Consider the following 26,389-nt stretch of genomic DNA (forward strand, 5'->3'; position numbering starts at 1 on the left):
TGTTCCGGACATTCTAGCGCCGGGCCCGTCGAAAAGGTTGATTCTGCTCATGAGCCAAGCCCCCCTCGTCCTGGTGGACGGTTCCTCATACCTCTACCGCGCCTTTCACGCGCTGCCGCCGCTGACCACGTCCAAAGGCATGCCGACCGGTGCGGTCAAAGGCGTGCTGAACATGCTCAAGAGCCTGCGCAGGCAGTACCCTGACAGCTTGTTTGCAGTGGTGTTCGACGCCAAAGGCGGCACGTTCCGCGACGAAATGTACGCCGAGTACAAAGCCAACCGACCGAGCATGCCGGATGATCTGCGCGTGCAGATCGAACCGCTGCATGCCAGTGTCCGTGCCTTGGGCTACCCGTTGTTGTGCGTCGAAGGCGTGGAAGCCGACGATGTGATCGGTACCTTGGCACGCAGCAGCGCCGCAGCGGGTCGTCCGGTGATTATCTCCACCGGTGACAAGGACATGGCGCAGCTGGTGGACGGCCACATTACGCTGGTCAACACCATGACCGGTAGCGTTCTCGATGTGCCTGGCGTACACGAGAAATTCGGTGTCGGTCCTGAGCACATCATCGATTTTCTCGCCTTGATGGGCGACAAAGTCGACAACATTCCCGGCGTGCCGGGCGTCGGCGAGAAAACTGCAGTGGGTTTGCTCACCGGTATCGGTGGCGGCCTGCGCGACCTCTACGAAAACCTCGACAAGGTCCCAGGCCTAGCCATTCGCGGTGCGAAAACCCTGCCCGCCAAGCTGGAAGAACACCGTGACGCGGCGTTCCTGTCCTATGAACTGGCGACCATCAAAGTTGATGTGCCGCTGGACGTTGAAGTGGATGCCCTGGTGTGCTGCGAGCCAGACCGCGAGGCGCTGCTCGAGCTGTACACCGAGATGGAATTCAAGAGCTGGATCGACGAGGTGCAACGCGACGCCAAGCGCGCCGGCCAGGAGATCGTTGCCGAGGCGCCTGAAGAAGTAGTCGAGGCGAAATACGAAACCATCCTCGATCAGGCCCGCTTCGATGTCTGGTTGGAAAAACTGCGCAACGCGCCGCTGTTCGCCTTTGACACCGAAACCACCGGCCTGGATGCGCAGCAGGCGCAGCTGGTAGGGCTGTCGTTTGCGGTGCAGGCACATGAAGCAGCGTATGTGCCGTTGGCCCACAGCTACATGGGCGCCCCTGAGCAACTGGACCGCGATCGCGTGTTGCTGGCGCTCAAGCCACTGCTGGAAGACCCGAAAAAGCTCAAGGTCGGACAGAACGCCAAGTACGACATGAACATCCTGGCCAATTGCGCCATCGGTGGTGATATCACTCAGGGCATCCAGATGCAGGGCGTGGCCTACGACACCATGCTTGAGTCTTATGTGCTCGACTCAACGGCCACCCGCCACGACATGGACAGCCTGGCGCTCAAGTACCTGAATCACACCACCATCGGTTTTACCGACATCGCCGGCAAAGGCGCCAAGCAGCTGACCTTCGACCAGATCAATCTGGAGCAGGCCGGGCCGTACGCCGCTGAAGACGCCGATGTCACCCTGCGCCTGCACCAGGCGTTGCAGCAGAAGCTGGCGAAGACACCAAGCGTGTTGCCGGTGCTCACCGATATCGAAATGCCGCTGGTGCCGGTACTGGCGAAAATCGAGCGCCAAGGCGCGCTGGTCGACGCCAACCTGCTGGGTATCCAGAGTGTCGAGCTGGGCGAGAAGCTGGTGCAGCTGGAGCGCGAAGCGTTCGAAATTGCCGGTGAGGAGTTCAATCTCGGCTCACCCAAGCAGTTGGGGGTGATCCTGTACGACAAGCTGGGTATGCCGGTGCTCAACAAAACCGCCAAGGGCCAGGCGTCGACCGCCGAAGCGGTGCTCGCCGAACTGGCCGAGATGGACTTCCCGCTGCCCAAGGTGCTCATGCAGTACCGCTCGCTGAGCAAGCTCAAAAGCACCTACACCGACCGTTTGCCGGAGCAGATCAACCCGCGCACCGGGCGGATCCATACCTCCTACCAGCAGGCGGTGGCGGCTACTGGCCGCTTGTCGTCCAGCGATCCGAACTTGCAGAACATTCCGATCCGCACCGCCGAAGGGCGCCGCATCCGTCAGGCGTTCATCGCCGCACCAGGTTACAAACTGCTGGCAGCGGACTACTCGCAGATCGAGCTGCGAATCATGGCGCACTTGGCTAAAGACGAGGGCTTGCTGCATGCCTTCCGCAATGACCTGGACGTGCACCGGGCTACCGCTGCCGAGGTATTTGGCGTCGATCTGGCCGAGGTCACCACGGACCAGCGGCGCAGTGCCAAGGCGATCAACTTCGGCTTGATCTATGGCATGAGTGCGTTTGGTCTGGCCAAGCAGATTGGCGTTGATCGTAAGCAGTCACAGGCCTACATCGATCGTTATTTCGCCCGCTATCCCGGCGTTCTGGCGTACATGGAGCGCACCCGTGCGCAGGCCGCCGAGCAAGGTTTTGTCGAGACCCTGTTCGGTCGCCGCCTGTACCTGCCGGAGATCAACGCGAAAAACCCCGCCTTGCGTAAAGGCGCCGAACGTACGGCGATCAACGCGCCGATGCAGGGTACTGCAGCCGATATCATCAAACGGGCAATGGTCGCTGTGGATAACTGGCTGACTGACTCGGGGATCGATGCCCGGGTGATCCTGCAGGTACACGACGAACTGGTGCTGGAGGTACGCGAAGACCTGGTTGAGCAGGTTCGCGAACAAATTCGTCCGCATATGAGCAACGCGGCAACACTCGATGTCCCGCTGCTGGTTGAGGTAGGAACAGGGGCAAACTGGGACGAAGCGCACTAAAAATGCGGCTAAATGCGCGGAAAAGCTGCGGCATATCGTCGCGGCTTTTTTGCCGCAAAAGGCATTGGTAGTAAAAAAATGCGGCGCTATCGCAAATAGTTGCAAACGCTTCGGAACTAAACCGGTGAACCACGACTCAGAGTAACTGAATGGCTGGTGAAGCCCTTCGATGCTCCTATGTTGTGTTAAGTGTTGGCAGATATCTGGACCCCGCCCTAGCGGTCCGGAACTTGAACCCCGAACTTCCCCCTCCCCATACGAAGTCCGGGGTTTTTTTTGCCCGGCGTTTGCCGGGCAGCCCTTATTCTGCGGGCTTGTCAGCCAGTTCCATCCAGTTCGCCAATACGCCGTAGGCTTCTTCCAGGCCCTGGCGCTTGGGCGCCGAGAACAACTGGATAGTGACCGCATCGCCCCAGCCTTTGCGGATTTCCGACTGCACCTTGAGTAGGGTGTTTTTCGCCGCACCAAAGGTCAATTTGTCGGCTTTTGTCAGCAAGATGTGCATCGGCATGCCCGCAGCCTGCGACCAGTCGAGCATCATTTTGTCGAAGTCGGTCATCGGATGGCGCACGTCCATCATCAAGATCAAACCCTTCAGACACTCACGGCTGCCCAGGTAGGCCTCAAGGTGTTTTTGCCAGTGTTGCTTGAGTGGAATCGGTACTTTTGCATAACCGTAGCCTGGCAAGTCGACCAAACGCCGTTCATCGTCCAGACTGAAGAAATTCAGCAGCTGGGTACGCCCTGGGGTTTTCGAGGTGCGGGCCAGGCTGGCGTGGGTCAAGGTGTTCAGCGCGCTGGACTTGCCGGCGTTGGAGCGGCCAGCGAAGGCCACTTCATAGCCCTGGTCGTCCGGGCACTGGTCGACCTTGGCAGCGCTGAGGGCGAATTTGGCCTGTTGGCAGAGACCGAGGATGGGGTTTTTGACTTGCATGGTTTATCCGGTTGGGCGTTGCGCGAGGGGGTCTCGGCAAGCGGTGTCGTTTCCGTTTCAGTAACGGGAGTATATAATGCCCCAGTTTTTGTGTGCGCATTATCCCGGCGTAGGAGGATGTGCACGAGGGCGGTTGATTCAAGCTTGCGCAGTAGAACGCAGTGCAACCCCCAACCCTGAAAGGTCGTTCGTATGACGAAATGGCTGCTTGCTGCAGGTGTCTTGATACCGTTGTTCAGCGCTCAGGCTACACAGGATCCCCAGGCAGTGTACAAGCGAGCATGTGCCGCTTGCCATGCCGGACAGCTACCGCAGGCACCGCAACCAGGTGACCAGGCAGCTTGGGAGCCACGGCTGGCGCAGGGGATGGAGACGCTGGTGAAGCATGTCACCCAGGGTTTTAAGGCTATGCCGCCGCGTGGATTGTGCATGGACTGCAGTGCCGAGGACTACCAGGCGATCATCCAGTGGATGAGCCGGAGTCCCGATACATAACTCTTTCACCCTTAGCCGTAGTTGGATTAGCTGATGAACAAACTACTCGTGAGTCTGCTGTTGACCTTGGGCGTCACTGGTGCAGCCAATGCCGCAGAGCCTATCAAAGGGGATGCCGCTGCTGGTCAGGCCAAAACTGCTGTATGTGGCGCCTGTCACAATCCGGACGGCAACAGCCTGGCGCCGAACTTCCCGAAACTTGCAGGCCAGGGTGAGAAGTACCTGGAAAAACAATTGCACGACATCAAGTCGGGCAAGCGCACCGTGCTGGAAATGACCGGCATGCTCGCCAACTTCAACGACCAGGACATGGCTGACATCGCCGCTTATTTCTCCAGCCAGAAAGGCAGCGTGGGTGCCGCCGATCCGAAGCTGGTCGAGCGTGGTCGTGCCCTGTTCAACGGCGGTGATGTCGAAAAAGGCCTGCCTGCCTGCACCGGCTGCCATTCGCCAAACGGCGCGGGCCTCGCATTGGCCGGCTTCCCACACCTGAGTGGCCAGCACTCGCAATACGTTGCCAAGCAACTGACCGACTTCCGCGAGGGCAACCGCACCAACGACGGCGATGCCACCACCATGCGTACCATCGCGTCGAAGCTCAGCAACAAGGACATCGAAGCGCTGTCCAGCTACATCCAGGGTCTGCACTGATCCGCGTTTTAACGCTGGGTTAATACTGCAGCGCAAAGATGAAAAGGGTGGCCGAGGCCGCCCTTTTTTGTGCCCGCTGCCGTTACACTAACGAACTCGGGCCCGCTTCGACCTGTCTTACTGCAGGTCGTGTCGAGGCGACCAAATAGATTGCTCAGGAGTGAAGCATGCGTAATTTGATTCTCAGCGCCACGCTGGTCGCCGCCAGCGTATTCGGTATGACTGCCCAGGCTGCAGAGCCTGTAGCAGGTAAGGAGTATGTCGAGCTGAGCAACGCGGTACCGGTGTCGGTGCCCGGCAAAATCGAAGTGGTTGAGCTGTTCTGGTATGGCTGCCCACACTGCTACAGCTTCGAGCCAGTGGTTAATCCTTGGGCTGCGCAGTTGCCTGCCGACGTCAATTTCAAACGCGTTCCTGCCATGTTTGGCGGTCCATGGGATGCCCATGGTCAGATGTTCCTGACCCTCGAAGCCATGGGCGTCGAGCACAAGGTCCATGCTGCGGTGTTCGAAGCCATTCAGGTGCAGCGCAAAAAGCTGACCGACCCTGAAGAAATGGCCGAGTTCCTCGCGACCCAAGGCGTCGACAAGGACAAGTTCCTGGCCACCTTCAACTCCTTTGCCATCAAAGGTCAGGTGCAGAAAGCCAAAGAACTGGCGAAAAAATACGAAATCACCGGCGTTCCTAGCATGGTCGTCAACGGCAAATACCGCTTTGACCTCGGTACCGCCCAAGGCCCGCAAGGTGTCCTGAATGTTGCCGACTTCCTGGTCGAAAAGGAGCGCGGCGCCAAGTAAGCGTCGCCCACCATGCGCCGTTGGAGAGCTGAGCGAAGCGTTGGCCTGCACGATCCGCGGGTCAACGAACATCACCTGCAGGCTAATGGCCTGCCAGAGGATGGGCGCCTGCGCCTGCTCAGTTTCAACATCCAGGTGGGGATCAACACTGAGCGTTACCGGCACTACCTGACCAAGAGCTGGCAGCATTTGCTGCCGCACACAGGGCGTGCCGGTAACCTGCAGAAGATCGGCGACCTGCTTGGCGACTTCGACCTGGTAGCCCTGCAGGAAGCCGATGGCGGCAGCCTGCGCTCCGGCTACATCAATCAGGTCGAGCATCTGGCGCAACTCGGTGCCTTTCCTTATTGGTACCAGCAGCTCAATCGCAACCTCGGGCGTCTAGCCCAGCACAGCAACGGCGTGCTTAGCCGGCTCAAACCTCAATTGATCGAAGACCATCCCCTGCCCGGCCCAGCTGGACGCGGGGCAATCCTGGTGCGTTTCGGCGAGGGTGAAGACGCCCTGGTGGTGGTCATGATGCACCTGGCACTGGGTGCCAAGACCCGTGTCCGGCAGTTGGCCTACATCCGCGAGCTGATTGGCGGTTATCGTCATCAGGTGTTGATGGGCGACATGAACACCCATGCCAACGACCTGTTGGAACACTCTCCCCTGCGTGATCTGGGGCTGGTTGCGCCGCAAGTGCAAGCGACCTTCCCGAGTTGGCGCCCGCAGCGCTGCCTTGATCATATTTTGCTCAGCCCAAGCCTGACCCTGGAGCGGGTCGAGGTGTTGGCGCAACCCATTTCCGATCATCTTCCGGTCGCGGTTGAGATTCGTTTGCCTGATGCCCTCGCTGTGGATACGCTGCCCGCTTTGAGCTAATTGCCATCACCCCTCTGCGGACCCAGGCATGACCGACGAAGCCCAGCGCTGGAAAGAAAAGTACCTCAAGAGTATCGAACAGCAAGAGAAGCTCGAGCGCCGTTGGGATGCCCGCCTCGACTTGCTGCGCCGTGGTCTGGTGCGTAGCACCCTGGCTGCCGAAGGCAGTGACCGGGCGGTGGATCAGTGCATGAAGGAGATGCGTGAAGTCATCCGCACCGACAACATGGACGCCGCCCTGGCAGGGCTGATCCCGCGCCTGGAAAAGGCTGTTCTCGACTCCGAGCAGCGCCGGGAAACCCGGATTGGCCAGGTCAGCACGGCGTTGAATGCACTGGTCAGCCAGTTGCAAACCCTGCCCCTGCCCAGTGACGTCAGCCGGCCTCTGAAGAAGTTCGCCAAGCAGGTTGAGGCCCGCGCCAGCCAATCACGCGAAGTACCTTTGCTGCTGGGGGAACTGAGCACCCTGCAGGGGCAGGCACTGTCGGCGCTTGAACGCCCTGAAGAAGCCCAGCGTCCCGGCTTTTTGCAGCGCCTGTTCGGTAATCGTGAAGCCGAGGCGCAAGCGCTACAACCCGCCATGGCCGGGGCAGGAGCGATTGCGTCCGAGGCCTTTGAGGCGCCTGTAGCGGTGCCGCAGGTCCGTGAAGCTGAAGCGCCTCAAGCGCAAACACCGGGCGATGTTGACGAACTGCAGCCGCTGGAGGCCAGCGCTGAGGACGTTGCTCAAGCCGTAGAGCAAGTAGCGGTTGCGCAGGAAATGCCTGAAGAGCCGGTGCCTGAGGTCGGCGTTCTCGACGATCCAGCGCCTGTGCTTGAAGCACAAGCGCCAGCACCCATCGACCAGCCCGAAGCCGAGCAACTGGAGCAAGTGCAGGACGAATCAGAGCCCGTCGAGACTGAAGTCGCGCAAACACTGGCAGAAGATCCTCACTACGCCCTGCCCGACGGTACTGAACCCACCTACAGTTCGGTCGCCGCGCACATTGAGGAGACCTTGCTGGGCCTGCTGGATGACCTGACCTTACCTGAGCGCTACAAGGCCCAGGCCGAGTCCCTGCGTGCACGTCTGGAGCATGGCCTGAACTGGTATGAGCTGTTGCCGGTGCTGGATGACCTGGCGGTGTTGATGTTGGCGATCAACGACAGCGGCCAGCACGAGTTCGAGGCTTACCTGCAGCAACTCAACGAGCGCCTGGAGTCGTTTCAGAGCCACTTGCACGAAGCCAGTGAAGGCCATGCCGACAATACATCGGCGGCTCGTGATCTGGACAACCAGCTGCGTGAGCAGGTCGATGGCCTGCAAAGCAGCGTGCAGGGCGCAGCTGATCTGGATAGCCTCAAGCACATCCTGGAAAACCGCCTCGAAGGTTTGCTCGGTACCATGGACGAGCATCAGCACAAACGTGACCAGCGCGAACAAGACATGGCAAACCGCCTGCAGGGCCTGGCCGAGCGCGTCGCCAGCATGGAACAGGAGGCCATGGGCTATCGCGAGCATCTGGAGGAGCAGCGGCAAAAAGCCCTGATCGACCCCCTCACCGGTTTACCGAACCGGGCTGCCTGGTCTGAGCGCGTGGATCAGGAAGTGTTGGAGTGGCAAGAAAACGGTGGCCATCTGCTGATGGCGATACTCGACCTTGATCATTTCAAGCGTATCAATGACAGCTACGGGCACCAGGCGGGCGACAAAGTACTGAAGATTGTTGCCAGCGTGCTGCGCAAACGCCTGCGCAGCCGTGATTTCATTGCCCGTTTTGGCGGTGAAGAGTTTGTCTTGTTGATCCCGCAGACGGCCATGGCCGCGGGCTGCCAGTTAGCGGAAAGTCTGCGCGCAGCCATCGAGGCGTGTCCGTTCCACTTCAAAGGTGAGCGGGTGACGATTACCCTGTCGATTGGGATCAGTGCGTTTCGCAGTGGTGAGCGTAGTGAGGTCGTACTCAAGCGTGCTGATGAAGCACTGTATCGGGCGAAACATCTCGGTAGAAATAGAGTAGAACAGGGCTGAGTGGCGCCCGCGAGGATACGTTATGCTATTGCATTACAAGTCATCACATGTGCCCTTTTTCATGAAAGCCATACTCACTGCGCTCCTGCTGCTAACCCTGGCAGGTTGCAGCAGCGGCTTGCGGATTGACCGCAGCCACACGTCGGTCAACCAGGACGGCCGTATCCAGTTCGTCGTTTTGCACTACACCAACGCCTCACTGGAGCGTTCCCTCAAGCTGCTGACCCATGGCGAAGTCAGCAGCCATTACCTGATCGGCGATTCACCGGCCACCGTTTATCAGTTGGTCGATGAAAGTCGCCGCGCCTGGCACGCCGGCGATAGCCAATGGGATGGCCGAACCTGGCTCAACTCCAGCTCGATTGGCATCGAGATCGTCAACCCAGGCTTTACCGATACCCCGACCGGGCGGGTCTGGCATCCGTACACCGAAGCGCAGATCGAAGCATTGATTGCTTTGCTCAAGGACATCGTCAAACGTAATAACATCCAGCCTCGCTACATCATCGGGCACAGCGACATTGCCCCCTCGCGCAAGCTCGACCCGGGCCCACTGTTCCCCTGGAAGCGCCTGGCCGATGCCGGTTTAGGCGTCTGGCCGGATGCACGGGCGGTGGCGCAGCAGCAGGCGCGCTTCAACGTCAATCCGCCGAGCATCACCTGGTATCAGCAGCAACTGAAGCGCTTCGGTTATGCCATTGAGCAGACTGGGGTCTACGACGTCAGCACCAAACATGTGCTGGCCGCGTTCCAGATGCGCTTCCGTCCACAGCGTTTTGATGGCGTGGCGGATGCGCAAACTGCAGCCATGCTGCAGGTGCTCAACAGCCGTTAAGGCACGGCGCCGCCAAACGGGCAGGCTGACTTGACCGGCAGTTGCTATACCTCTTGGTATTCAACTGGATGCTTCTTGATGTCAGCTGCCCTCTCCGTGCTGCGCCACTTGCTGTATCGCCCCTGGTTACTGGCCACACTTGCGGCTGCGGCCAGCGCAGTGCTGTTGCTGGTTGCCAGCATCGGTGTCGCGATGCACCAGATGCAGCAAAGTGAAAGCGAGCAGATGAACGCCAAGGGCGAGCGCTTTCTCGAGCGTCTGGAGCAGATTTTCGGGCAGTTGCGTGAGGGCGTTGATGAGCTTCAGGCTCAGCCGTTGCGCGGCTGTGATGGGGCGATGCTGAACATCCTGCAGCAGATTGGCTTCAGATACCGCTTCGTCTATGAGGCTGCCTATGTGGATGGCACGGTTGCCTGCTCCAACCGCATTGGCGAGCGCACTATCAATCCGTTACGGGCCCCGGATATCCAGGGACCGACGTACAGTTACTGGCTCAATACCACCAGCGAACCGGATGACAACATTGCCGCGCTGATGCTGGGCCGCGGCAAATTCCTGGTAGCGACCTCTCGCGGCCATTTGACCGATGTGGTCGACTTGCCCCCGGACGGCAGTTTGCTGGTGGTGCTGGACAACGGTGAGCGTGCAGTGCCGGTGCTGGGGCCGCCGCAGGCCTGGCCGCCTTCGGCCAATTGGCCACCGAAATCCATGGACGCCCTGCTCGAATTGCCCGACCAGTTGATTTACCGCATGCCGACCAAGTCGCCCGACTACCAATTGGTATTGATCGCCCCGCGCGCCAGCCTGCCGTTGAAGATGAATGGCGTGCTCTGGTTGTTGTTTCCCGGCAGCCTGGTACTGGCATGGTGCATCGGTTGGTTGGTGTTGCAATTGGTGCGTCAGCGCCGCTCGATGAGTTCCGAGTTGCAGGGGGCGTTACGCCGTGGGGAATTGCAGGTGCTGTACCAGCCAATTTTTGAGCTCAACAGTCGCCGCTGTGTGGGGGCTGAAGCCTTGGTACGCTGGCGTCGGCCTGATGGCACCCTGACTAGCCCGGATCTGTTTATTCCGTTGGCGGAAAATACCGGCCAGATCCGCCAGATCACCGATTTTGTTCTGCAGCGTGTGCTTGAACAGTTGGGGCAGTTGCTGCGCTCCAACAAGCACCTTTATATCTCGGTCAACCTGGCGGCCTGTGATGTGATGGTTCCAAGGATTGGCCGGGTGGCGGCACGGTTACTGGCCTTGCACCATGTCGCGGCCAGTCAGATCGCATTCGAAGTCACCGAGCGTGGCCTGATCGACGTGGTGGTTGCCCGCGACAACCTGCAAGCGCTGCGCGAAGTAGGCCACCAAGTGTTGATCGATGACTTCGGCACCGGTTATTGCAGCCTGGCCTACCTGCAAACCCTGCCTGTGGACTGCCTGAAAATCGACAAGGCCTTCATCGACGCGCTGGGGCACGATGCCGCCAGCAGCGGTGTGGCACCGCATATCATCCGTATGGCCCACGCCCTGCAGCTGCGGGTGATTGCCGAAGGTGTCGAGTACGAGGACCAGGCCATGCTGCTTAACAGCGAAGGGGTGAATTACGGCCAGGGTTGGCTTTTTGCCCATCCGCTGAGTGCTCGCCAATTCGTCGAGCTGGTTACCCGTGGTCGGCGTACCGTCTCACGACGGATCGATGATGAAGCCTGATTCAGACAGGTAGGGCCATGTAGAACTGGGTGCCTTGGCCTGGACGAGAGTAAACGCCCATGCGCCCGCCATGTAGTTGCACGATTTCCTTGCACAGCGCCAAGCCCAATCCCGCGCCGCCCTTCTTGCGCCCGACCTGCACGAACGGTTCGAAGATCCGCCCCTGTTGGCTGTAAGCAATGCCTTCGCCGCTGTCTTCAATACTTATGATCACCCGCTCGGCATGACGTCTGGCATGCAGGCGAATGCTGCCGGCCACCGGAGTGTGGCGCACGGCATTGTCCAGCAGGTTGTCCATGACGCGGTCCAGTTGCACGCTGTCGGCCTGGATATGCGGTAGTGGCGCTGCCAGCTCCACCTGTAGCTCGATCTGCTTGTCACCCGCTGGGCCGGCAAAACGTTCACAGGCCCTGGCGAGTAATTCATCGATCGCACAGGGCATCAGCTCGAGTTTTTGCTGGCCGCTCTGGTAGCGGGAGAAGTTCAGCAGGTCGTTGATCAATTGGGTCAGGCGTTGCATCTCTTCGCCGATGGTTTCGAGCAGGTCAGCCTCTCGCCCTTGTGGGGGGAAGCTCAGGCGCTCGCGTAGCAGTCCGAAGGCCATGTGCATGCCGGTTACCGGCGTGCGCAATTCATGGGAAGCACGCAGGACAAACTCACTGCGCACCCGCTCGAACGCACGCTGTTCGGTGACGTCGCGCAGTACCATGACCGCACCGAGAATCTGCCCGTCGGGATGACACACCGGGGTCAGCCTGTAGGCCAGCAGGCGAGGTTCCTCTTCAACATCAAAGCTCAGGTCGTCCGGTACCCGCTCAAGGTTGGCGCCGCGCAGCACCAGGCGCAGTTGCTCATCCAGCTCCGGCCGTTGCAGCGCTTCACCCAGGCCCTTGCCCAGGTGGCTGTCATTCCAGCTCAGTTGCCGTTGGGCAACAGGGTTGATGTGCTCCAGGTGGCCCTGGTGGTCGATTATCAGCAGGCCATCATCGATGCTGTCGAGCACGGCTTGCAGGCGCTGCTTGCCGGCAAGCAGTTCGTCGATGTTGGTTGCCTGATGTTTGCTCAGGGCTTCGGCCATCAAGCCAAAGCGCCGGGTCAGCTGGTTCATCTCAATGGACTGGGACACCGGTAAGGTGACTTTGAAATCACCCTGACCTATTTGATCGGCTGCTTTAGCCAGTGCTTCGATCGGCTGACCAAAGCGGCGGGCAATGCCATGGGCAGTGACAAAACCAAGGATCAGCACGCTCAAGCCCACCAGGCCAAGCAAGCTGGAAATCAACAACGCCCGATCGTAGGTGACCTGCTCACTGTGGTTGATGTGATCAACTGCGCGTTTATGGGCGTCGAGCAGATCGTTGCGCAGCAAGCCGAAGGCTTTGCCCAGTGGTTGTTCGCTGCCCAGGCCTTGAGCTGGCACTGCCGTGTTCTGGAATGCCTGCAGGTAGCGTTGGAAGTGATTGTTGGTGTCGGCAAAGTTTTTCCCGGCATCACCACGCTGTTCCTGTTGGATACCTTCGTTGAGCAGGTGCTGGAACTGGGTCTGCAGACGCGCGATCGCGTTTCGGTCCACCGATTCGGTAAGCATCAGTGTCAGTTGCTCGCCGAGGTTTTGCCGTAGTTTCAGGCCAAGGTCCAGGGTTGCCGTATTCTCCCGGATCAGCGCCTGCTGCGAGCTGGCCATCTGCAGCACGCTGACCAACCCCAGCAATAAACCCAGCAAGGCGACGGTGATCAGCGCCGAAATACTGAGAAAAAGCCGCGTACGCAGCTTCATCATCGCCCATTTCATAGGTTGTACTGCTTGCGTTTGCGATACAGGGTGGAGGCATCGATGCCCAGTGTTTTCGCTGCCTGGTCGAGGGTCTCACTGGTGGCCAGCACCGCTTCGATGTGGGCGCGCTCCAGTTCATCAAGGCTCAGTGCTGCACCGATGCGCGGAGCATTGGTGGTGGCCTGTTCACCCATGCCCAGGTGGCTGAGTTCAACGCGCTCCTGAGGGCAGATAATGCTGGCGCGCTCCACCACGTTGCGTAGTTCACGAATGTTCCCCGGCCAGCGGTAATTGAGCAAAGCGGCTTTTGCCTCGTCGCTGAAACCACGGGCAGGCCGCGCATATTCTTTGACGAAGCGGGCCAGGAAGCGGTCGGCTAGGGTCTGGATGTCTTCGCTGCGCTCACGCAGGGGTGGCAGGTGCAAGGTGATGACATTCAGGCGATACAGCAAGTCTTCACGGAAGCGTCCGTCGCGGACCATGTCTTCAAGGATGAGGTTGGTGGCGGCCAGAATGCGAACATCGGCCAGTCGCGTTACTGGGTCACCGACCCGCTCGTACTCTTTATCCTGGATAAAGCGCAGTAACTTGGGCTGAAGTGTCAGGGGGAAATCGCCGATCTCGTCGAGGAACAACGTGCCGCCATCGGCCTGGTTGACTCGGCCCAAGGTGCTTTCACTGGCGCCGGTAAAGGCACCGCGGCTATGGCCGAACAGTTCGCTTTCCATGAGTTCGGCGGTAAGCGAGGGGCAGTTGATGGTGACGCAGGCCTTGCGCGCGCGCTTGCTCCAACCGTGAATGGCCCTGGCCAGTTCACCCTTACCAGTGCCCGACTCGCCGAGGATCAGGATATTGGCATCGGTGCTGGCCACCTGGCGTGCAGTTTCCAGCACCGCCATCATCGCCGGGCTGTGCGAGTCCAGGCCGTCCTTGGGTTTTTTTACTTCGCCTTCCAGTGCTTCCAGGCGGGCAGAGAGTTGGCGTATTTCCAGCTGTTTGGCTGCTGCCAGGCGCAGTTGGTCGGGACTGCAGGGTTTCACCAGATAGTCGGCGGCCCCCGCCTGAATCGCATCAACTGCCGTATCGACGGCCGAGTGAGCGGTAACGATGACGATGCGCATCCACGGCGCTTGAATGCGCATCTGCGCCAGCACATCCAGGCCGTTGTCTTCACCCAGGCGCAGGTCGAGGAAACACAAGTCGAAGACCTGACGCTGCAGCAGGGTTTCGGCCTGAGCGGCACTGTTGGCAGTCGCTACGCTGTAGCCTTCATCTTCCAGGCAGTAACGGAAGGTGCGCAGGATGGCTGATTCGTCGTCGACCAACAGGATACGGCCTTGATGTTCCTGGGTTGACTCCATTTCCTACGCTCCTTTTAAGAATGTTCTCTATTAGTGCCGGAGAAATCGGGCAAGTTGCATGCTTTTTTCTGATTTATTGCATTCTCTGCATGGTAGCCGTTGGCCTACGACATATCTAACCCGGCAAAAGGCTGCGATCGGCGCCTTTAAAAGGCCTTTGCTGTACGGCGGTCGGGATGAGCGTGTCATGCAAATCGCACGACCCTACAGCAGGCATCGTGCAGGATACGTACTGCAAGCACGCATGCTCGTCGTTATCTCTTTGATTTTGTTAGTTATTTATTTTTGCGAAAGTCTGGCATGCACAGTGCAACATCCCCTGCAGACACCAATGAATGCGGCAGGAGGAATTCAGCATGATCAGGCACCCCGCCACCCTTGCGCAGGTTTCCCCACTTCAGCTGCGCCAGGGACTGATCCTTAGCCTGGCCTTGCTGCTGACGCTCATTGCCGGTCAGCTCTTCCACAACTGGCAGCACACTCAGGCGGTTCGAGAGGTATCTGAGCGCGCGGCCCTGCTGGGCAAGGCATCCCACTCGGCTCCCAGGGCGGTGATGCAGTCGCGGCCTGCAGCGGTCAGCAGCACGTCTGATGAGGTCACCACCGCGCAGCAACGCTGGGTGTTCTGAGGCCAGTAGAAGGTTTCTTCCAAGAACGGTAAGGAGAATCACCATGTTAAGTTGGGCTATCACCTTTCTGATTATTGCGATCATTGCCGCTGTGCTGGGCTTCGGTGGTATTGCCGGCGCAGCTACCGGTATCGCGAAGATCCTTTTCATCATCTTCCTGGTGCTGTTCGTGGCGTCCTTCTTCTTCGGTCGTCGCGGCAGAGGCTGAACGTGAACAGGTACTGGGTGCGACTGGACACCCATGTACATATATAGAAGCTGAACCTTTTTTCATTTCAGGCTTCTATGTTGTGCCCGCCTGAGGAAGGCCGGCACATGACCAGGGGGCCGGGCTGCTCTGATTGTTGCAGGATCGGAGGGGCCTAGGGGTACAAGGAGTGCCTCCGATGAGGGCCGGGTCGGGTGAAGCGGTCACGGAAGTTTCAGGTCTGGCAGCTCCCTGTTGAAGGGACTGTTCGAACTGGCTTCCGTAACGCTTTAGCAATTCTTCGCTCCCTATCGATTTTTTTGATTGTTCCCGCCAACGGCGTACACGCATATTTCCATGCGACCGTACATCGATATTTTTTCACCCCGCCAAGGTGCTCGATCCGAGGTGATTTCACGCATTCGGATTGTCGAACAACACCCTTTCACACTCAGCTGGATACGTCTAAATCTGCCGGATTGTGGCGCTTTGGCCATCGTCGGAATTCCGAACGCCCCTTGAGCAACCCTCTGGGACGCTCGTTTTGACCTGAAAAGATCATGCCGATTCGGCATAGGGTAGTCGCTTACGGCATTAGACGCCCCCCCTTCTCGTGGGAATAGTTGCGCCTTTTTTCGCTGGCCTGAGCGTTCAAACGCTCGCTTGCGGTGACCTTCTACGGAGTCGCCTGGCAATAGCCTTCAACGACCAGATACCGCTGTTAACAGCTCTGGATCGCGGTTTTTAGCCAAGTGCCCGTGGCCACTTGAAGAAAAGGTAATGATATGAAGAAGGCAAAGCTAAGCCTCGCCTGGCAGATCCTCATCGGTCTGGTATTGGGGATTGCAATCGGCGCTTTACTGAATCATTTCAGTGCAGAAAAGGCATGGTGGATCAGTAACGTCCTGCAACCTGCCGGTGACATCTTCATTCGCCTGATCAAGATGATCGTCATCCCGATCGTGATTTCGTCGCTGATCGTGGGTATCGCCGGAGTTGGCGATGCGAAAAAACTGGGCAGTATCGGCCTGAAGACCATCATCTACTTTGAGGTGGTGACCACCATCGCCATCGTGGTGGGTCTGGTTCTGGCCAACCTGTTCCACCCGGGTGCCGGTATCGACATGAGCACCTTGGGCACTGTCGATATTTCCAAGTACCAAGCTACCGCCGCTGAGGTTCAGCATGAGCATGCGTTTATCGAAACCATCCTCAACCTGATCCCGTCGAACATCTTCGCAGCGCTGATGCGTGGCGAAATGCTGCCGATCATCTTCTTCTCGGTACTGTTCGGCCTGGGCTTGTCGAGCCTGCAGGCAGACATTCGCGATCCGTTGGTGAAAACCTTCCAGGGCGTCTCCGAAGCCATGTTCAAGGTCACTCACATGATCATGAACTACGCGCCAATCGGTGTGTTCGCGCTGATCGCGGTGACCGTCGCCAACTTCGGCTTCGCCTCGCTGCTGCCATTGGCCAAGCTGGTGCTGCTGGTGTACTTCGCCATCGCCTTCTTCGGCTTCATGGTGCTGGGTCTGATTGCTCGCTTGTTTGGTTTCTCGATCCTGAAGATCATGCGCATCTTCAAGGACGAGCTGGTTCTGGCTTACTCCACCGCCAGCTCGGAAACCGTACTGCCGCGTGTTATCGAGAAGATGGAAGCCTACGGTGCGCCGAAAGCGATCTGCAGCTTCGTGGTACCGACCGGCTACTCGTTCAACCTTGACGGTTCGACCCTGTACCAGAGCATCGCGGCCATCTTCATCGCCCAGTTGTACGGTATCGATTTGTCGATCAGCCAACAGCTGCTGCTGGTGCTGACCTTGATGGTGACCTCCAAAGGTATCGCCGGCGTGCCGGGCGTGTCCTTCGTGGTGTTGCTGGCTACCCTGGGCAGCGTTGGTATCCCGCTGGAAGGCCTGGCCTTCATCGCCGGTGTCGACCGCATCATGGACATGGCCCGTACTGCCCTGAACGTTATCGGTAACGCCCTAGCCGTGCTGGTTATCGCACGCTGGGAAGGCATGTACGACGACGCCAAAGGCCAGCGCTACTGGAACTCGCTGCCGCACTGGCGCAGCAAAGAAGCTGCCCCGGCTGGCAAGACTGCCAACCACTAAGTTGCAGCTTGGCTGAACGAAGAGCCCCGACCCTGTCGGGGCTTTTTCGTTCTGGTAGGAGCGGGCTTGCCCCGCGATAGCGATCTGCCAGGCACACCGCATCGCGGGGCAAGCCCGCTCCAACCCACCTCCGGCGGTGCATTGGTTGGCGGCTGCCGCTATCATTCGTCGCAACTGTGTGGGGGAACAACGGATGCTCAACGGCCTTTGGCTTGGTTTTTTTGTGGTCGCGGCCATCTCCGCGCTGGCGCAATGGCTGGTCGGTGGCAATGCCGGGGTGTTTGCCGCGATGGTCGAAAGCATCTTCGCCATGGCCAAGCTCTCGGTCGAGGTGATGGTCCTGCTGTTCGGTACGCTGACCCTGTGGCTGGGCTTTCTGAAGATCGCCGAACAGGCCGGTATCGTTGAATGGTTGGCCAAGGTCCTCGGCCCGCTGTTTGCCCGTCTGATGCCGGAGGTGCCACCCGGCCACCCGGCGCTTGGCCTGATCACCCTGAACTTCGCCGCCAACGGCCTGGGCCTGGACAACGCCGCCACCCCCATTGGCCTCAAGGCGATGCGGGCGCTGCAGGAGCTGAACCCCAGCTCGACCACCGCCAGTAACGCGCAGATCCTCTTCCTGGTGCTGAACGCGTCGTCGTTGACCCTGCTGCCCGTGACCATCTTCATGTACCGCGCCCAACAAGGCGCCACGGACCCGACCCTGGTGTTCCTGCCGATCTTGCTGGCGACCAGTGCTTCGACCCTGGTTGGCCTGCTGTCGGTAGCGGTGATGCAGCGCTTGCGCCTATGGGACCCGGTCGTGCTCGCCTACCTGGTGCCCGGCGCCCTGCTGCTGGGCGGCTTCATGGCGTTTCTGGGAACGCTGTCGGCCACCGCGTTGGCCGGGCTTTCGTCGATTCTCGGCAACCTCACCCTGTTCGGCCTGATCATCCTGTTTTTGCTGGTGGGGGCGTTCAAGCGGGTGAAGGTCTATGAAACCTTCGTGGAAGGCGCCAAGGAGGGCTTTGACGTCGCCAAGAGCCTGCTGCCCTATCTGGTTGCCATGCTCTGCGCAGTCGGCGTGCTGCGCGCCTCAGGCGCGCTGGAGCTAAGCCTGGACGGTATCCGCCATGTGGTGGAGTGGCTGGGTATGGATACGCGCTTTGTCGAGGGCCTGCCTACCGCCCTGGTCAAACCGTTCTCGGGCAGTGCTGCACGGGCGATGTTGATCGAAACCATGCAGACCCACGGGGTCGACAGCTTCCCGGCATTGATCGCTGCGACGATTCAGGGCAGTACCGAAACCACCTTCTATGTACTGGCCGTGTATTTCGGTGCGGTGGGCATTCAGCGCGCTCGCCATGCCGTGGGTTGCGCGCTGCTCGCTGAACTGGCCGGGGTGATTGCGGCGATTTTCGTCTGCTACTGGTTCTTTGCCTGAAGCTGCGCCTGATTGGCCTGGGCCAAGGTCCAGGCCAGCAGTTGCGCCATTAACTGGTCGCTGGCGCTGCCGAAACCGTTGACCACCGCCGGCACTTGCTTGTCACTCAACGGTTGGCGCACTTCAAAGCGGCGGCTGGCGAGAATGCGCTGGCTGCGCCCTTGCACCAGGCGTGCGTCATAGCGGACCACCACCGCCAGGCCGCTGGCACTGTATTCACTCTGAAAGGCCTGTAGTTCGCCTGCCAGCTCGTAGTCAGCCTGCAGGTTGCTGTCATCGGCGCTCAGCCGTGGCACCCGGCCATCGCGCTGGAAGGCATCGAGCATGCGGTTGCGCAGCAGCAAGGGGGCCGGATCGCTCCAGCGCGCGCCTTTGTAATTGCTGATGAGATTACCGTCGGGCACCACCGCGATTTTAGGACTGTTGAGGGCATCACTGGCCAGCGGCTTGTTGATCCGCAGTGACCAACTGACTGCAGTGCTCGCAGCGGCTGGCTGACTGGTTGCGGCCGAAGGTAGGAGGTAGACATCGGCAGGCTCAGCCTTGGGCAGGATCGAACAGGCACTGCTCAGGCTCAGCGCCATCGTCAGAACCAGAAAGCGGCAGGTACGGCTCATGGCGTGAACTCCTTGTTGTTGTCACGGCCGAGCAGATAGCCGCTGGGGTTGGCTTCCAGACGCTGGGAGATGGCCTTCAGCGAATTCAGGGTTTCGCGCAGCTCGCGTATGGCCGGGGCCAGTTGATTCAGGCCTTGCGCACCCTCGTCGAGGGCTTCGCGGTTGTCGTTGAGCAGGCTGTTGATGGTCGCGGTGCTCTGCGCCAGTGACTGCATGGCCTGCTCGGCGCTGCCAAAGGCCTGCTTGCCCTGGTTGTTGAGCAAGCCGCTGGCATTGCGCATCAGTGCGCTGGTTTGCTCCAGCATGCTGCTGGCCTGGTTACCGACCTGGGTCAGTTGCTGGAGCGCGGTGCGGATATCGCCGCGTTGTTCGCTGAATGCGGCCGTGGTCTGCTCCAGATGATTGAGGGTTTTGCTCAGGCTGGCGGCGTTGTCTTCGGAGAACAACAGGTTGGCGTTGTTGACCAGCAGGTTGATGTTGGTCAGCAGGTCACTGCCGTTATCGAGCAAGCGGGCAATCGGTGAGGGTGAGGCAACGATCACTGGCAGCTTGCCATTTTTGCCTTTGAGCTCCGGGCTTTGCGGTGTGCCGCCACTGAGCTGGATGAACGAGGTGCCGGTGATGCCGGTCAAGGTCAGCTTGGCCCGGGTGTCTTCCTTGATTGGCGTATCGGCGCTCAAGCGTATCCTGGCCAGCACCCGGCGTGGATCTTCCGGGTCCAGGCGCAAGCTGGTGACATCCCCGACCTTGATGCCGCTGTACTGCACCGAGCTGCCGCGGGACAAGCCAGACACCGCTTCATTGAACACCACTTCGTAGTCTTTGAAGGTGCTGTCGACGCTGGACTTGGTCAGCCACAGGCCGAACAGCATGGCGCCAGCGACCACAATGACAGTAATCAGGCCGATCAGCACATGATGTGCACGGGTTTCCATCTCAACGCTCCTTTGCCGCAGTGGCGGCCTGATACGCCGCACGGCCACGCGGGCCGTGAAAGTATTCATGAATCCAGGCGTCGTCGGTGTCTTCGACCTGGGCTATCGGGCCCGCCACCAGGACTTTCTTCTGCGAGAGTACGGCCACCCGGTCGGTGATGGTGTAGAGCGTATCCAGGTCGTGGGTGATCAGGAATACGCTCAGGCCCAAGGCATCGCGCAGGGTCAGAATCAATTGGTCAAAGGCTGCTGCGCCAATCGGGTCCAGGCCAGCGGTGGGCTCATCGAGAAACAGAATGTCCGGATCAAGGGCCAACGCCCGGGCCAGCGCGGCGCGTTTGATCATGCCGCCGGACAACGACGCCGGGTATTTGTCGGCGGCGGAGATCGGCAAGCCAGCCAGGGCCAGTTTGACCCCGGCCAGGTGTTCGGCATCGGCGCGCGACAGGCCGGCGTGTTCGATCAGCGGCAAGGCGACGTTCTCGGTGACGGTCAGCGATGAGAACAGCGCGCCCTTCTGGAACAACACACCAAAGCGGCGTTCGACCTTCGAGCGCTGTTCGTCATTCAGGCCACTGAGGTCCTGGCCGAACACTTTGACCTGACCTTCGTTAGGCCTACGCAGGCCAACGATGCTGCGCAGCAATACCGACTTGCCGCTGCCAGAGCCACCCACCACGGCCAGGATTTCACCGCGATACAGGTCCAGGTCCAGTTGTTCATGCACGCTCTGGGTACCGAAGCGGTTGCAGATCCCACGGGCTTCGATCACTGCCTCGCGGCTGCTGGGGGTTATCTGGCTCACCAGCCCATCTCCATGAAGAACAACGCCGCCACCGCATCCAGAACAATCACCACAAAGATCGATTGCACCACGCTGGAGGTGGTATGAGCCCCCACCGACTCGGCGCTGCCACTGACTTTGAAGCCTTCCAGGCAACCAATGGCGGCAATCAGGAAGGCAAAGAACGGCGCCTTGGCCAGGCCGACGAGGAAATGCTGGACGCCGATGTCGCTCTGCAGCAGCGACAGGAACATCGCCGGTGAGATATCCAGCGACAGGGCGCACACCACCGCCCCGCCGATGATGCCGCAGAGCATTGCGACGAACGTCAGCAGCGGCAGGGCAATCAGCAGCGCCAGGACCCGGGGCACCACCAGCAACTCGACCGGGTCCAGACCCAAGGTACGAATGGCGTCGATTTCTTCGTTGGCTTTCATTGAGCCGATTTGCGCGGTAAAGGCACTGGCGGTGCGACCGGCCATGAGAATGGCAGTCAGCAGTACGCCGAACTCGCGCAGGAAGGAGAACGCCACCAGATCGACGGTGAAGATACTGGCGCCAAACCCGGCCAGAACCGTGGCACCAAGAAACGCCACCACTGCGCCGACCAGAAAGGTCAGCAGGGCAACAATCGGTGCGGCATCCAGGCCAGTCTGTTCGATATGTGCGACCACCGAAGTGACTCGCCAACGCTGCGGCTGGAACAGGCGTAGCACCAGGGTTTGCAGGATCAGGCCGACGAAGCCCAGTACCTGCAAAGTGTCTTGCCAGAGGATGTCTACCGCGCAGCCAATGCGGGTGAGCAACTGAATCAGCACCGATTTTTCGGGCTGCTTTTCCGGAATGCAGAAGTCTTGCACAGAGCAGTAGACGGTTTGCAGCAGCGCTCGGCTCGCTTCTGGCAGTTGGCTGCTCTGGGCCAGGCGCGATAACCGCTCAGGTCCGAGCAAGTCGACCAGCAGTGCGGCACCTGCGGTGTCCAGGTGACCGAGCTGGTCGAGATCGACTTCGGCGCTCTGATCGTACTGGCCGATCAGGCCCTCACTGTTGCGCTTGAGGCTGGCGTAGTTGGCCAGGGTCCAGTCACCGACAATGCGCAAGCGTGCGGGGCTGCTTGTGGTGTCCAGGGTTGCGCTGGCTGGTGTAGTCATAGGCTCCATGCAGTTCGACCGACAGTTCGCAGCTTCAGAGCATAGCGTTACTCAGCCTTTGCCGCTTGACCATCGTCAACCACCTTGAAGCGCAGCACGCCGATGACCTGGCCATCTTCGGTCAGCACCCTGACCTGCCAGCGCCCCACCGGGTTGGCCGGGAAGTTCTGCTTGTGCGTCCAGGCGCGGTAGCCTTCCTTGCGTCCACCGTGGATGTCGAGGGCGATGCGGTCGACTTCTTTGCCGTTGAATTGCCACACATGGTAGATCCGCTCGTTGAGCCCACGCGGTGCATTGATGGCGGTAAAGGCATAGAGCCCGGCGCGGATCTCACTGGCGTTGATCTGCTTCAGGCTTTTGCCGGGGGTGCGATTTTCCACCTGGGTGCTGACCGCCACTTCGGTCATCCACAGCGTCGCCGGTGGTACCCACGAGCGCAGCATCCAGCCGCTGGCGCCGACAGCGAGGGTAATCACCACCAGCATCACGCCGCGTCGCCAGTGAATGATCGAGAAGCTGCTGGCCAGGCTTGGGAATGACAGCAGCATGGCAATCCCCAAGGCCAGCTTGAAGCTCTGCGAGGTGGTCAGGTGCAGAATGATCGGTAATGCGGTGAGCAACGCGGCGAACAGCGTCAGGGTATGCAGGGCGAGAAACAGCCAGCGCCGTGGCGCCAGCCACTTGTAGTACAGCGGGTCGATGATCGAAATCAGCCCGGCCGCGCCGAGCAGGCCGGTAAACACCAGCTGGCCGCTGTTCCAGGTGGTGGTGACGAAAAAGAATGGCAGGACGAAAAACAGGCTTTCCTGATGGATCATCTGTGTGGCGTAGCGCAGCAGCGGCTGCGGGATCTCACGCTTGAACACCTTGGCGAACAGTTGCGTGAAGGTGTTCTCCAGCATCAGCCAGATCCAGCTGATCAGCATGACAATGGCGATCCAGCTGGCCAGGCCTTCCTGGCGATCGACCAGGATGAAGCTGGCGATACCGGAGATAAAGCCGCCAAGGGCGATGACGCCGGGGTAGCGTTTGATCAGCTCGATCAGACGCTGGACATAGTGAGGCATGAAGGTGTTCGCAGAGTGAGGTTCAAACCCGAACAGGATACGCTGGTTTGTAGGAGCGGGCTTGCCCCGCGATTGCGGTGTGTCAGTTAAATTGGAATCGCGGGGCAAGCCCGCTCCTACAGGGGCGTCAGCGTCGGCGCCAGATCAGCCCGCCAATAATCAGAATTCCCAGCCCCAGCGCGATGAGCCCATACAACCCGTCATAACTGATCAACGGCTGTTCGATGCGCACATAGCCGGGTTTGGCCAGCAGCCGCTGCAGCGCCTGGTTGGCATCCTTCAGGCTGACCCGGCGCAGGGTACGCACCGGATCGGCAAAGTGCCCGTCGAGGTAGTCGTTCAAGGCCCCCCAGTAATAGTCCGCCAAGGCGGCATTGCCTTGGGTGGTCCAGGCTTCGCGATCAATCGTGGCTTGTTTGACCCGCTCGAAGATGACCGGGTCCAGGCCATTTTTGCGCAGTTGCTCGAGCATATCGCGCAAGGCCTGTTCGGCTTCCTCGACGTCCGTGCGGTCGAGATCGGCATTCAGGCTCATCAAGCCCGTGTCGCCGAAGCTTTCGCGTTGAGTGAAAGGCCCGTACGACAAGCCGCGCTTGAGCCTGAGCTCTTCATACAGCGTCCAGTCCAGATAACGCTGTAGCAGGTCGTAGGTGTGGCCATGGTCGTTGTCCAACACCGGTTCCAGAAAAAACCAGTGCAAACGAGCGCTGTCGCCAAGCCAGCCGCGGGTCAGCACTCGATGCGCTTCGGCCTTTTGGCTGACACCCTCCAATGTCCGCCGCTCACCGGGCTCGGCCGGTGGCAACAGCGCATAGGTGCGTTCCAGATAAGCCGGCAGCACGCGATCCAGTCCACCGACCACGATCAGGCTCATGTTGTTGGCCGCATACCAGTGTTCGCGCACGTTATTGACCTGTTCGACGGTCATGTCGGCAACTGCGGAGCGTTCAGGGCACTTGAGCCCTAACTCCACCGCCAGCTGATCGCCGGCACGGTGGCCGAGGTCCTGGCGGTCCAGCCAGCGCTGCAGATGTGTGTAATGGCCGCCGTCTTCACGCTCGACGATTTGCTTGGACAGGGCCAATGCCTTCTCGTCGATCTTGGTGTCTTTGATCACGGACAACAGCAGGTCGAGCACTTTGCGCAGGTTGCGTGCAGGTGCTTCGATGACAAAGGTGGTGTCGGCACTGCTGGTGTAGGCATTCCACTCACCGCCAAGGGCTTGCATGCGCGCCTCAAGACCGCCCTCACCTGTTTCGTCGATACCACTGAACAGCACGTGTTCCAGCAGGTGCGGCAGCTCTTGCTGCTCACAGGGGAAATCGTCGAAGCCGACCCCGACCACCAGGCGAATCGACACATGGTTGCGTTCATAGCCTGATTTGAGCAGCACCTGCAGACCATTGGGCAGCAGGTAGCCTTCGACCTGCGAACGGTCGAGGGCAAAACTGGGCACGGCGCCCAGCAGCAGGCACAGGAACATCAGGCAACGCATGGCGAGCTTCCTTGCGGGAGTTCTGGGGTAGCGCTCAAGGTGAATGGGCATCGTCCGGCACACTGTCGAGCAGCAGACCACCGGTATCGGAGCCACCCAATACCACATAGGCACTGCTACAGAACAAGGAGTTCAGTCGTTTCATATCGGCAATCAGCTCCAGGTGCAAGGCGCTGGTCTCGATACTTTGCAACACTTTACGTTGCAGTCGGCTGACATGGGCATGGGCCAAACGCCTTTCCTGCGCACGAAAACGGCGTTTCTCCCGGAGTAATTGGCGCGCGCTCTCCGGGTCGGCACTAAGGAACACCGACAGACCCAGGCGCAGGTTGGCGAGCAACTGGCTGTGCAGCCCGGTCAGCTCTTCCAGGCCGACCTCGGAAAACTCGCGGCGCTGCGAGGTTTTTTGCTGCTGCACCTTGCGCAGCATGCGTTCGATCAGGTCGCTGGCCAGCTTGAGGTTGATCGCCAGCTCGATGATTTCAGCCCAGCGCTTGCTGTCCTGGGTGCTGAGGTCTTCGCGGGGCATCTGCGCCAGGTACAGTTTGATCGCGTTGTTCAGCGCTTCAACGTCTTCGCCCAGGCTGCGTACTTGCTGAGTCATTGCGGTTTGTGTGCCCAACAGCACGCTGTGCATGGCGTCGAGCATGTTGTCGATCAGATCGCCGACCCGCAACGTTTCGCGCACAGCGTTGGCCAAGGCCAGGCTGGGCGTGCTCAAGGCAGCGGGGTCCAGATGGCGCGGGCGGGCGCGGCCGTTGACCTCTGCCCGTTCCGGCAGCAACCAGCAGCAGATACGCGCCATGGGCGTGACGGTCGGTAGCATGATCAGGCAGCGCAGGCTGTTGTAGAGCAGGTGAAAGCCAATGACCAGTTCCTGGGCGCTGAAACTCAAGGAGTCCATCCAGTGCACCAGTGGGTCGAGCACCGGGATGATCAGCACCAGACCAATCAACTTGTATAGCAGGCTGCCCAAGGCCACCTGGCGTCCCGCCGCGTTCTGCATGCTGGTGCTGAGGAACGCCAACAGGCCGCTGCCGATGTTGGCGCCAATCACCAGGCCGATGGCCACTGGCAGGCTGATCAATTCAGCGCCGGCCAGCGTGGCCGTCAGCAGTACCGCAGCCAGGCTTGAATAGGAAATCAGCGCAAACAGGGCACCCACCAGAGCATCGAGGAGGATGTCGCCGGTCAGCGAGGCGAACAGGACTTTTACACCTTGCGCCTGAGTAATAGGCGCGGCGGCTTCGACGATCAATTGCAAGGCAAGGATGATCAGGCCCAGGCCGATACCAACACGTCCCAGTTGCCCAGCACGCGTTTGCTTGCGGGACAGAAAGAAGATCACCCCGAGGAAGATCAGCAGCGGTGACAGCCAGGACAGGTCAAAGGTCAGCACTCGCGCCATCAGCGCCGTACCGACATCGGCGCCGAGCATGATTGCCAGCGCCGGGGTCAGGGTCATCAGCCCCTGGCCAACAAAAGAGGTCACCAGCATGGCCGTCGCGTTACTGCTCTGGACCATGGCCGTTACCAGGATCCCGGCAATGAACGCCAGCGGACGCTTGCCCATGTTCTGGCTCAGCACACGCCGCAGGTTGGAGCCGTAAACCCGCAAGATCCCGGTACGCACAATGTGCGTGCCCCAAATCAACAGCGCCACGGCGGAGAGTAGATTGAGCAGGGTCAGCATTGAAATGGCCCCCTGTTGATCGCGCCCCAGTGGGGCAAATGGATGGTGCCGTGAGCCTG

At 59.9% G+C, this 26,389-nt stretch carries 22 protein-coding genes; 12 read left to right on the plus strand and 10 right to left on the minus strand.

Features of this window, described 5'->3' with window-relative positions; all coding sequences use genetic code 11:
- Positions 1–49: 49 nt before the first annotated feature.
- A complete protein-coding gene (gene polA / locus ACVWSC_RS00390) occupies positions 50–2,812 on the plus strand; it encodes a DNA polymerase I (RefSeq protein WP_442111211.1) in 2,763 nt (920 codons plus the stop codon).
- Positions 2,813–3,113: 301 nt separating this feature from the next.
- On the opposite strand, the gene yihA is transcribed toward polA, so the two are convergent.
- The gene (gene yihA, locus ACVWSC_RS00395; RefSeq protein ID WP_133213423.1) at positions 3,114–3,746 is read right to left on the minus strand and encodes a ribosome biogenesis GTP-binding protein YihA/YsxC; all 633 of its coding nucleotides are present in this window, start codon (positions 3,744–3,746) and stop codon (positions 3,114–3,116) included.
- Between the two features lie 192 nt (positions 3,747–3,938).
- On the opposite strand from yihA, the gene ACVWSC_RS00400 reads away from it, so the two are divergent.
- The 7 genes from ACVWSC_RS00400 (at position 3,939) to ACVWSC_RS00430 (ending at position 11,097) form a co-directional block, all read left to right on the plus strand.
- Positions 3,939–4,241, plus strand: coding sequence for a c-type cytochrome (locus ACVWSC_RS00400; protein WP_442111213.1), 303 nt, complete (start codon positions 3,939–3,941; stop codon positions 4,239–4,241).
- Positions 4,242–4,274: 33 nt separating this feature from the next.
- Complete coding sequence (locus ACVWSC_RS00405) at positions 4,275–4,892, plus strand: c-type cytochrome (RefSeq protein WP_442111215.1); 618 nt, start codon at positions 4,275–4,277, stop codon at positions 4,890–4,892.
- A gap of 167 nt (positions 4,893–5,059) precedes the next feature.
- Complete coding sequence (dsbA, locus tag ACVWSC_RS00410) at positions 5,060–5,689, plus strand: thiol:disulfide interchange protein DsbA (RefSeq protein WP_442111217.1); 630 nt, start codon at positions 5,060–5,062, stop codon at positions 5,687–5,689.
- Positions 5,690–5,701: 12 nt separating this feature from the next.
- The gene (locus tag ACVWSC_RS00415) at positions 5,702–6,556 is read left to right on the plus strand and encodes an endonuclease/exonuclease/phosphatase family protein (RefSeq protein WP_442111219.1); all 855 of its coding nucleotides are present in this window, start codon (positions 5,702–5,704) and stop codon (positions 6,554–6,556) included.
- Between the two features lie 28 nt (positions 6,557–6,584).
- On the plus strand, positions 6,585–8,564 hold the full coding sequence (locus ACVWSC_RS00420) for a GGDEF domain-containing protein (RefSeq protein ID WP_442111221.1): 1,980 nt from the start codon (positions 6,585–6,587) through the stop codon (positions 8,562–8,564).
- A gap of 61 nt (positions 8,565–8,625) precedes the next feature.
- Positions 8,626–9,399 (plus strand): N-acetylmuramoyl-L-alanine amidase, encoded by a 774-nt coding sequence (locus tag ACVWSC_RS00425; RefSeq protein ID WP_442111223.1) that lies wholly within the window; start codon positions 8,626–8,628, stop codon positions 9,397–9,399.
- A 78-nt stretch (positions 9,400–9,477) separates the two neighbouring features.
- Positions 9,478–11,097, plus strand: a complete 1,620-nt coding sequence (locus ACVWSC_RS00430) for an EAL domain-containing protein (protein ID WP_442111225.1) — start codon at positions 9,478–9,480, stop codon at positions 11,095–11,097.
- Between the two features lies 1 nt (position 11,098).
- Here the strand turns inward: ACVWSC_RS00430 and ACVWSC_RS00435 are convergent, their stop codons facing one another.
- On the minus strand, positions 11,099–12,889 hold the full coding sequence (locus ACVWSC_RS00435; protein ID WP_442111226.1) for a KinB sensor domain-containing domain: 1,791 nt from the start codon (positions 12,887–12,889) through the stop codon (positions 11,099–11,101).
- Positions 12,886–14,232 (minus strand): sigma-54-dependent response regulator transcription factor AlgB, encoded by a 1,347-nt coding sequence (gene algB / locus ACVWSC_RS00440; protein WP_442111228.1) that lies wholly within the window; start codon positions 14,230–14,232, stop codon positions 12,886–12,888. The genes ACVWSC_RS00435 and algB overlap by 4 nt, the downstream gene beginning before the upstream one ends.
- Before the next feature lie 356 nt (positions 14,233–14,588).
- On the opposite strand from algB, the gene ACVWSC_RS00445 reads away from it, so the two are divergent.
- The 4 genes from ACVWSC_RS00445 (at position 14,589) to ACVWSC_RS00460 (ending at position 18,588) form a co-directional block, all read left to right on the plus strand.
- Positions 14,589–14,861: a hypothetical protein gene (locus ACVWSC_RS00445; protein ID WP_442111230.1), complete on the plus strand. Its 273-nt coding sequence runs from the start codon at positions 14,589–14,591 to the stop codon at positions 14,859–14,861.
- Between the two features lie 43 nt (positions 14,862–14,904).
- Positions 14,905–15,069: a DUF1328 domain-containing protein gene (locus tag ACVWSC_RS00450; protein WP_197875236.1), complete on the plus strand. Its 165-nt coding sequence runs from the start codon at positions 14,905–14,907 to the stop codon at positions 15,067–15,069.
- A gap of 764 nt (positions 15,070–15,833) precedes the next feature.
- Positions 15,834–17,165 carry a glutamate/aspartate:proton symporter GltP gene (gltP, locus tag ACVWSC_RS00455; RefSeq protein ID WP_442111232.1) on the plus strand — a complete coding sequence of 444 codons (1,332 nt, stop codon included), beginning with the start codon at positions 15,834–15,836 and terminating at the stop codon, positions 17,163–17,165.
- Between the two features lie 193 nt (positions 17,166–17,358).
- Positions 17,359–18,588: a nucleoside recognition domain-containing protein gene (locus ACVWSC_RS00460; protein ID WP_442111234.1), complete on the plus strand. Its 1,230-nt coding sequence runs from the start codon at positions 17,359–17,361 to the stop codon at positions 18,586–18,588.
- Here the strand turns inward: ACVWSC_RS00460 and ACVWSC_RS00465 are convergent.
- The 7 genes from ACVWSC_RS00465 to ACVWSC_RS00495 all read right to left on the minus strand — a co-directional run bounded on the left by ACVWSC_RS00465 (position 18,570) and on the right by ACVWSC_RS00495 (position 26,330).
- Positions 18,570–19,205, minus strand: a complete 636-nt coding sequence (locus tag ACVWSC_RS00465; RefSeq protein WP_442111236.1) for an ABC-type transport auxiliary lipoprotein family protein — start codon at positions 19,203–19,205, stop codon at positions 18,570–18,572. The genes ACVWSC_RS00460 and ACVWSC_RS00465 overlap by 19 nt on opposite strands.
- Positions 19,202–20,140 (minus strand): MlaD family protein, encoded by a 939-nt coding sequence (locus ACVWSC_RS00470; protein WP_442111238.1) that lies wholly within the window; start codon positions 20,138–20,140, stop codon positions 19,202–19,204. The genes ACVWSC_RS00465 and ACVWSC_RS00470 overlap by 4 nt, the downstream gene beginning before the upstream one ends.
- A gap of 1 nt (position 20,141) precedes the next feature.
- Positions 20,142–20,936, minus strand: coding sequence for an ABC transporter ATP-binding protein (locus ACVWSC_RS00475; protein WP_442114397.1), 795 nt, complete (start codon positions 20,934–20,936; stop codon positions 20,142–20,144).
- Positions 20,937–20,941: 5 nt separating this feature from the next.
- Entirely contained in the window at positions 20,942–22,084 is a 1,143-nt protein-coding gene (locus ACVWSC_RS00480) for an ABC transporter permease (protein ID WP_442111240.1), read from the minus strand.
- Positions 22,085–22,122: 38 nt separating this feature from the next.
- Positions 22,123–23,142 (minus strand): DUF5924 family protein, encoded by a 1,020-nt coding sequence (locus tag ACVWSC_RS00485; protein ID WP_442111242.1) that lies wholly within the window; start codon positions 23,140–23,142, stop codon positions 22,123–22,125.
- A gap of 127 nt (positions 23,143–23,269) precedes the next feature.
- Positions 23,270–24,637: a M16 family metallopeptidase gene (locus tag ACVWSC_RS00490; RefSeq protein ID WP_442111244.1), complete on the minus strand. Its 1,368-nt coding sequence runs from the start codon at positions 24,635–24,637 to the stop codon at positions 23,270–23,272.
- A 34-nt stretch (positions 24,638–24,671) separates the two neighbouring features.
- Positions 24,672–26,330 carry a Na/Pi cotransporter family protein gene (locus ACVWSC_RS00495; RefSeq protein ID WP_442111246.1) on the minus strand — a complete coding sequence of 553 codons (1,659 nt, stop codon included), beginning with the start codon at positions 26,328–26,330 and terminating at the stop codon, positions 24,672–24,674.
- Positions 26,331–26,389 lie beyond the last annotated feature (59 nt).

This window comes from Pseudomonas sp. NUPR-002, assembly GCF_056322725.1.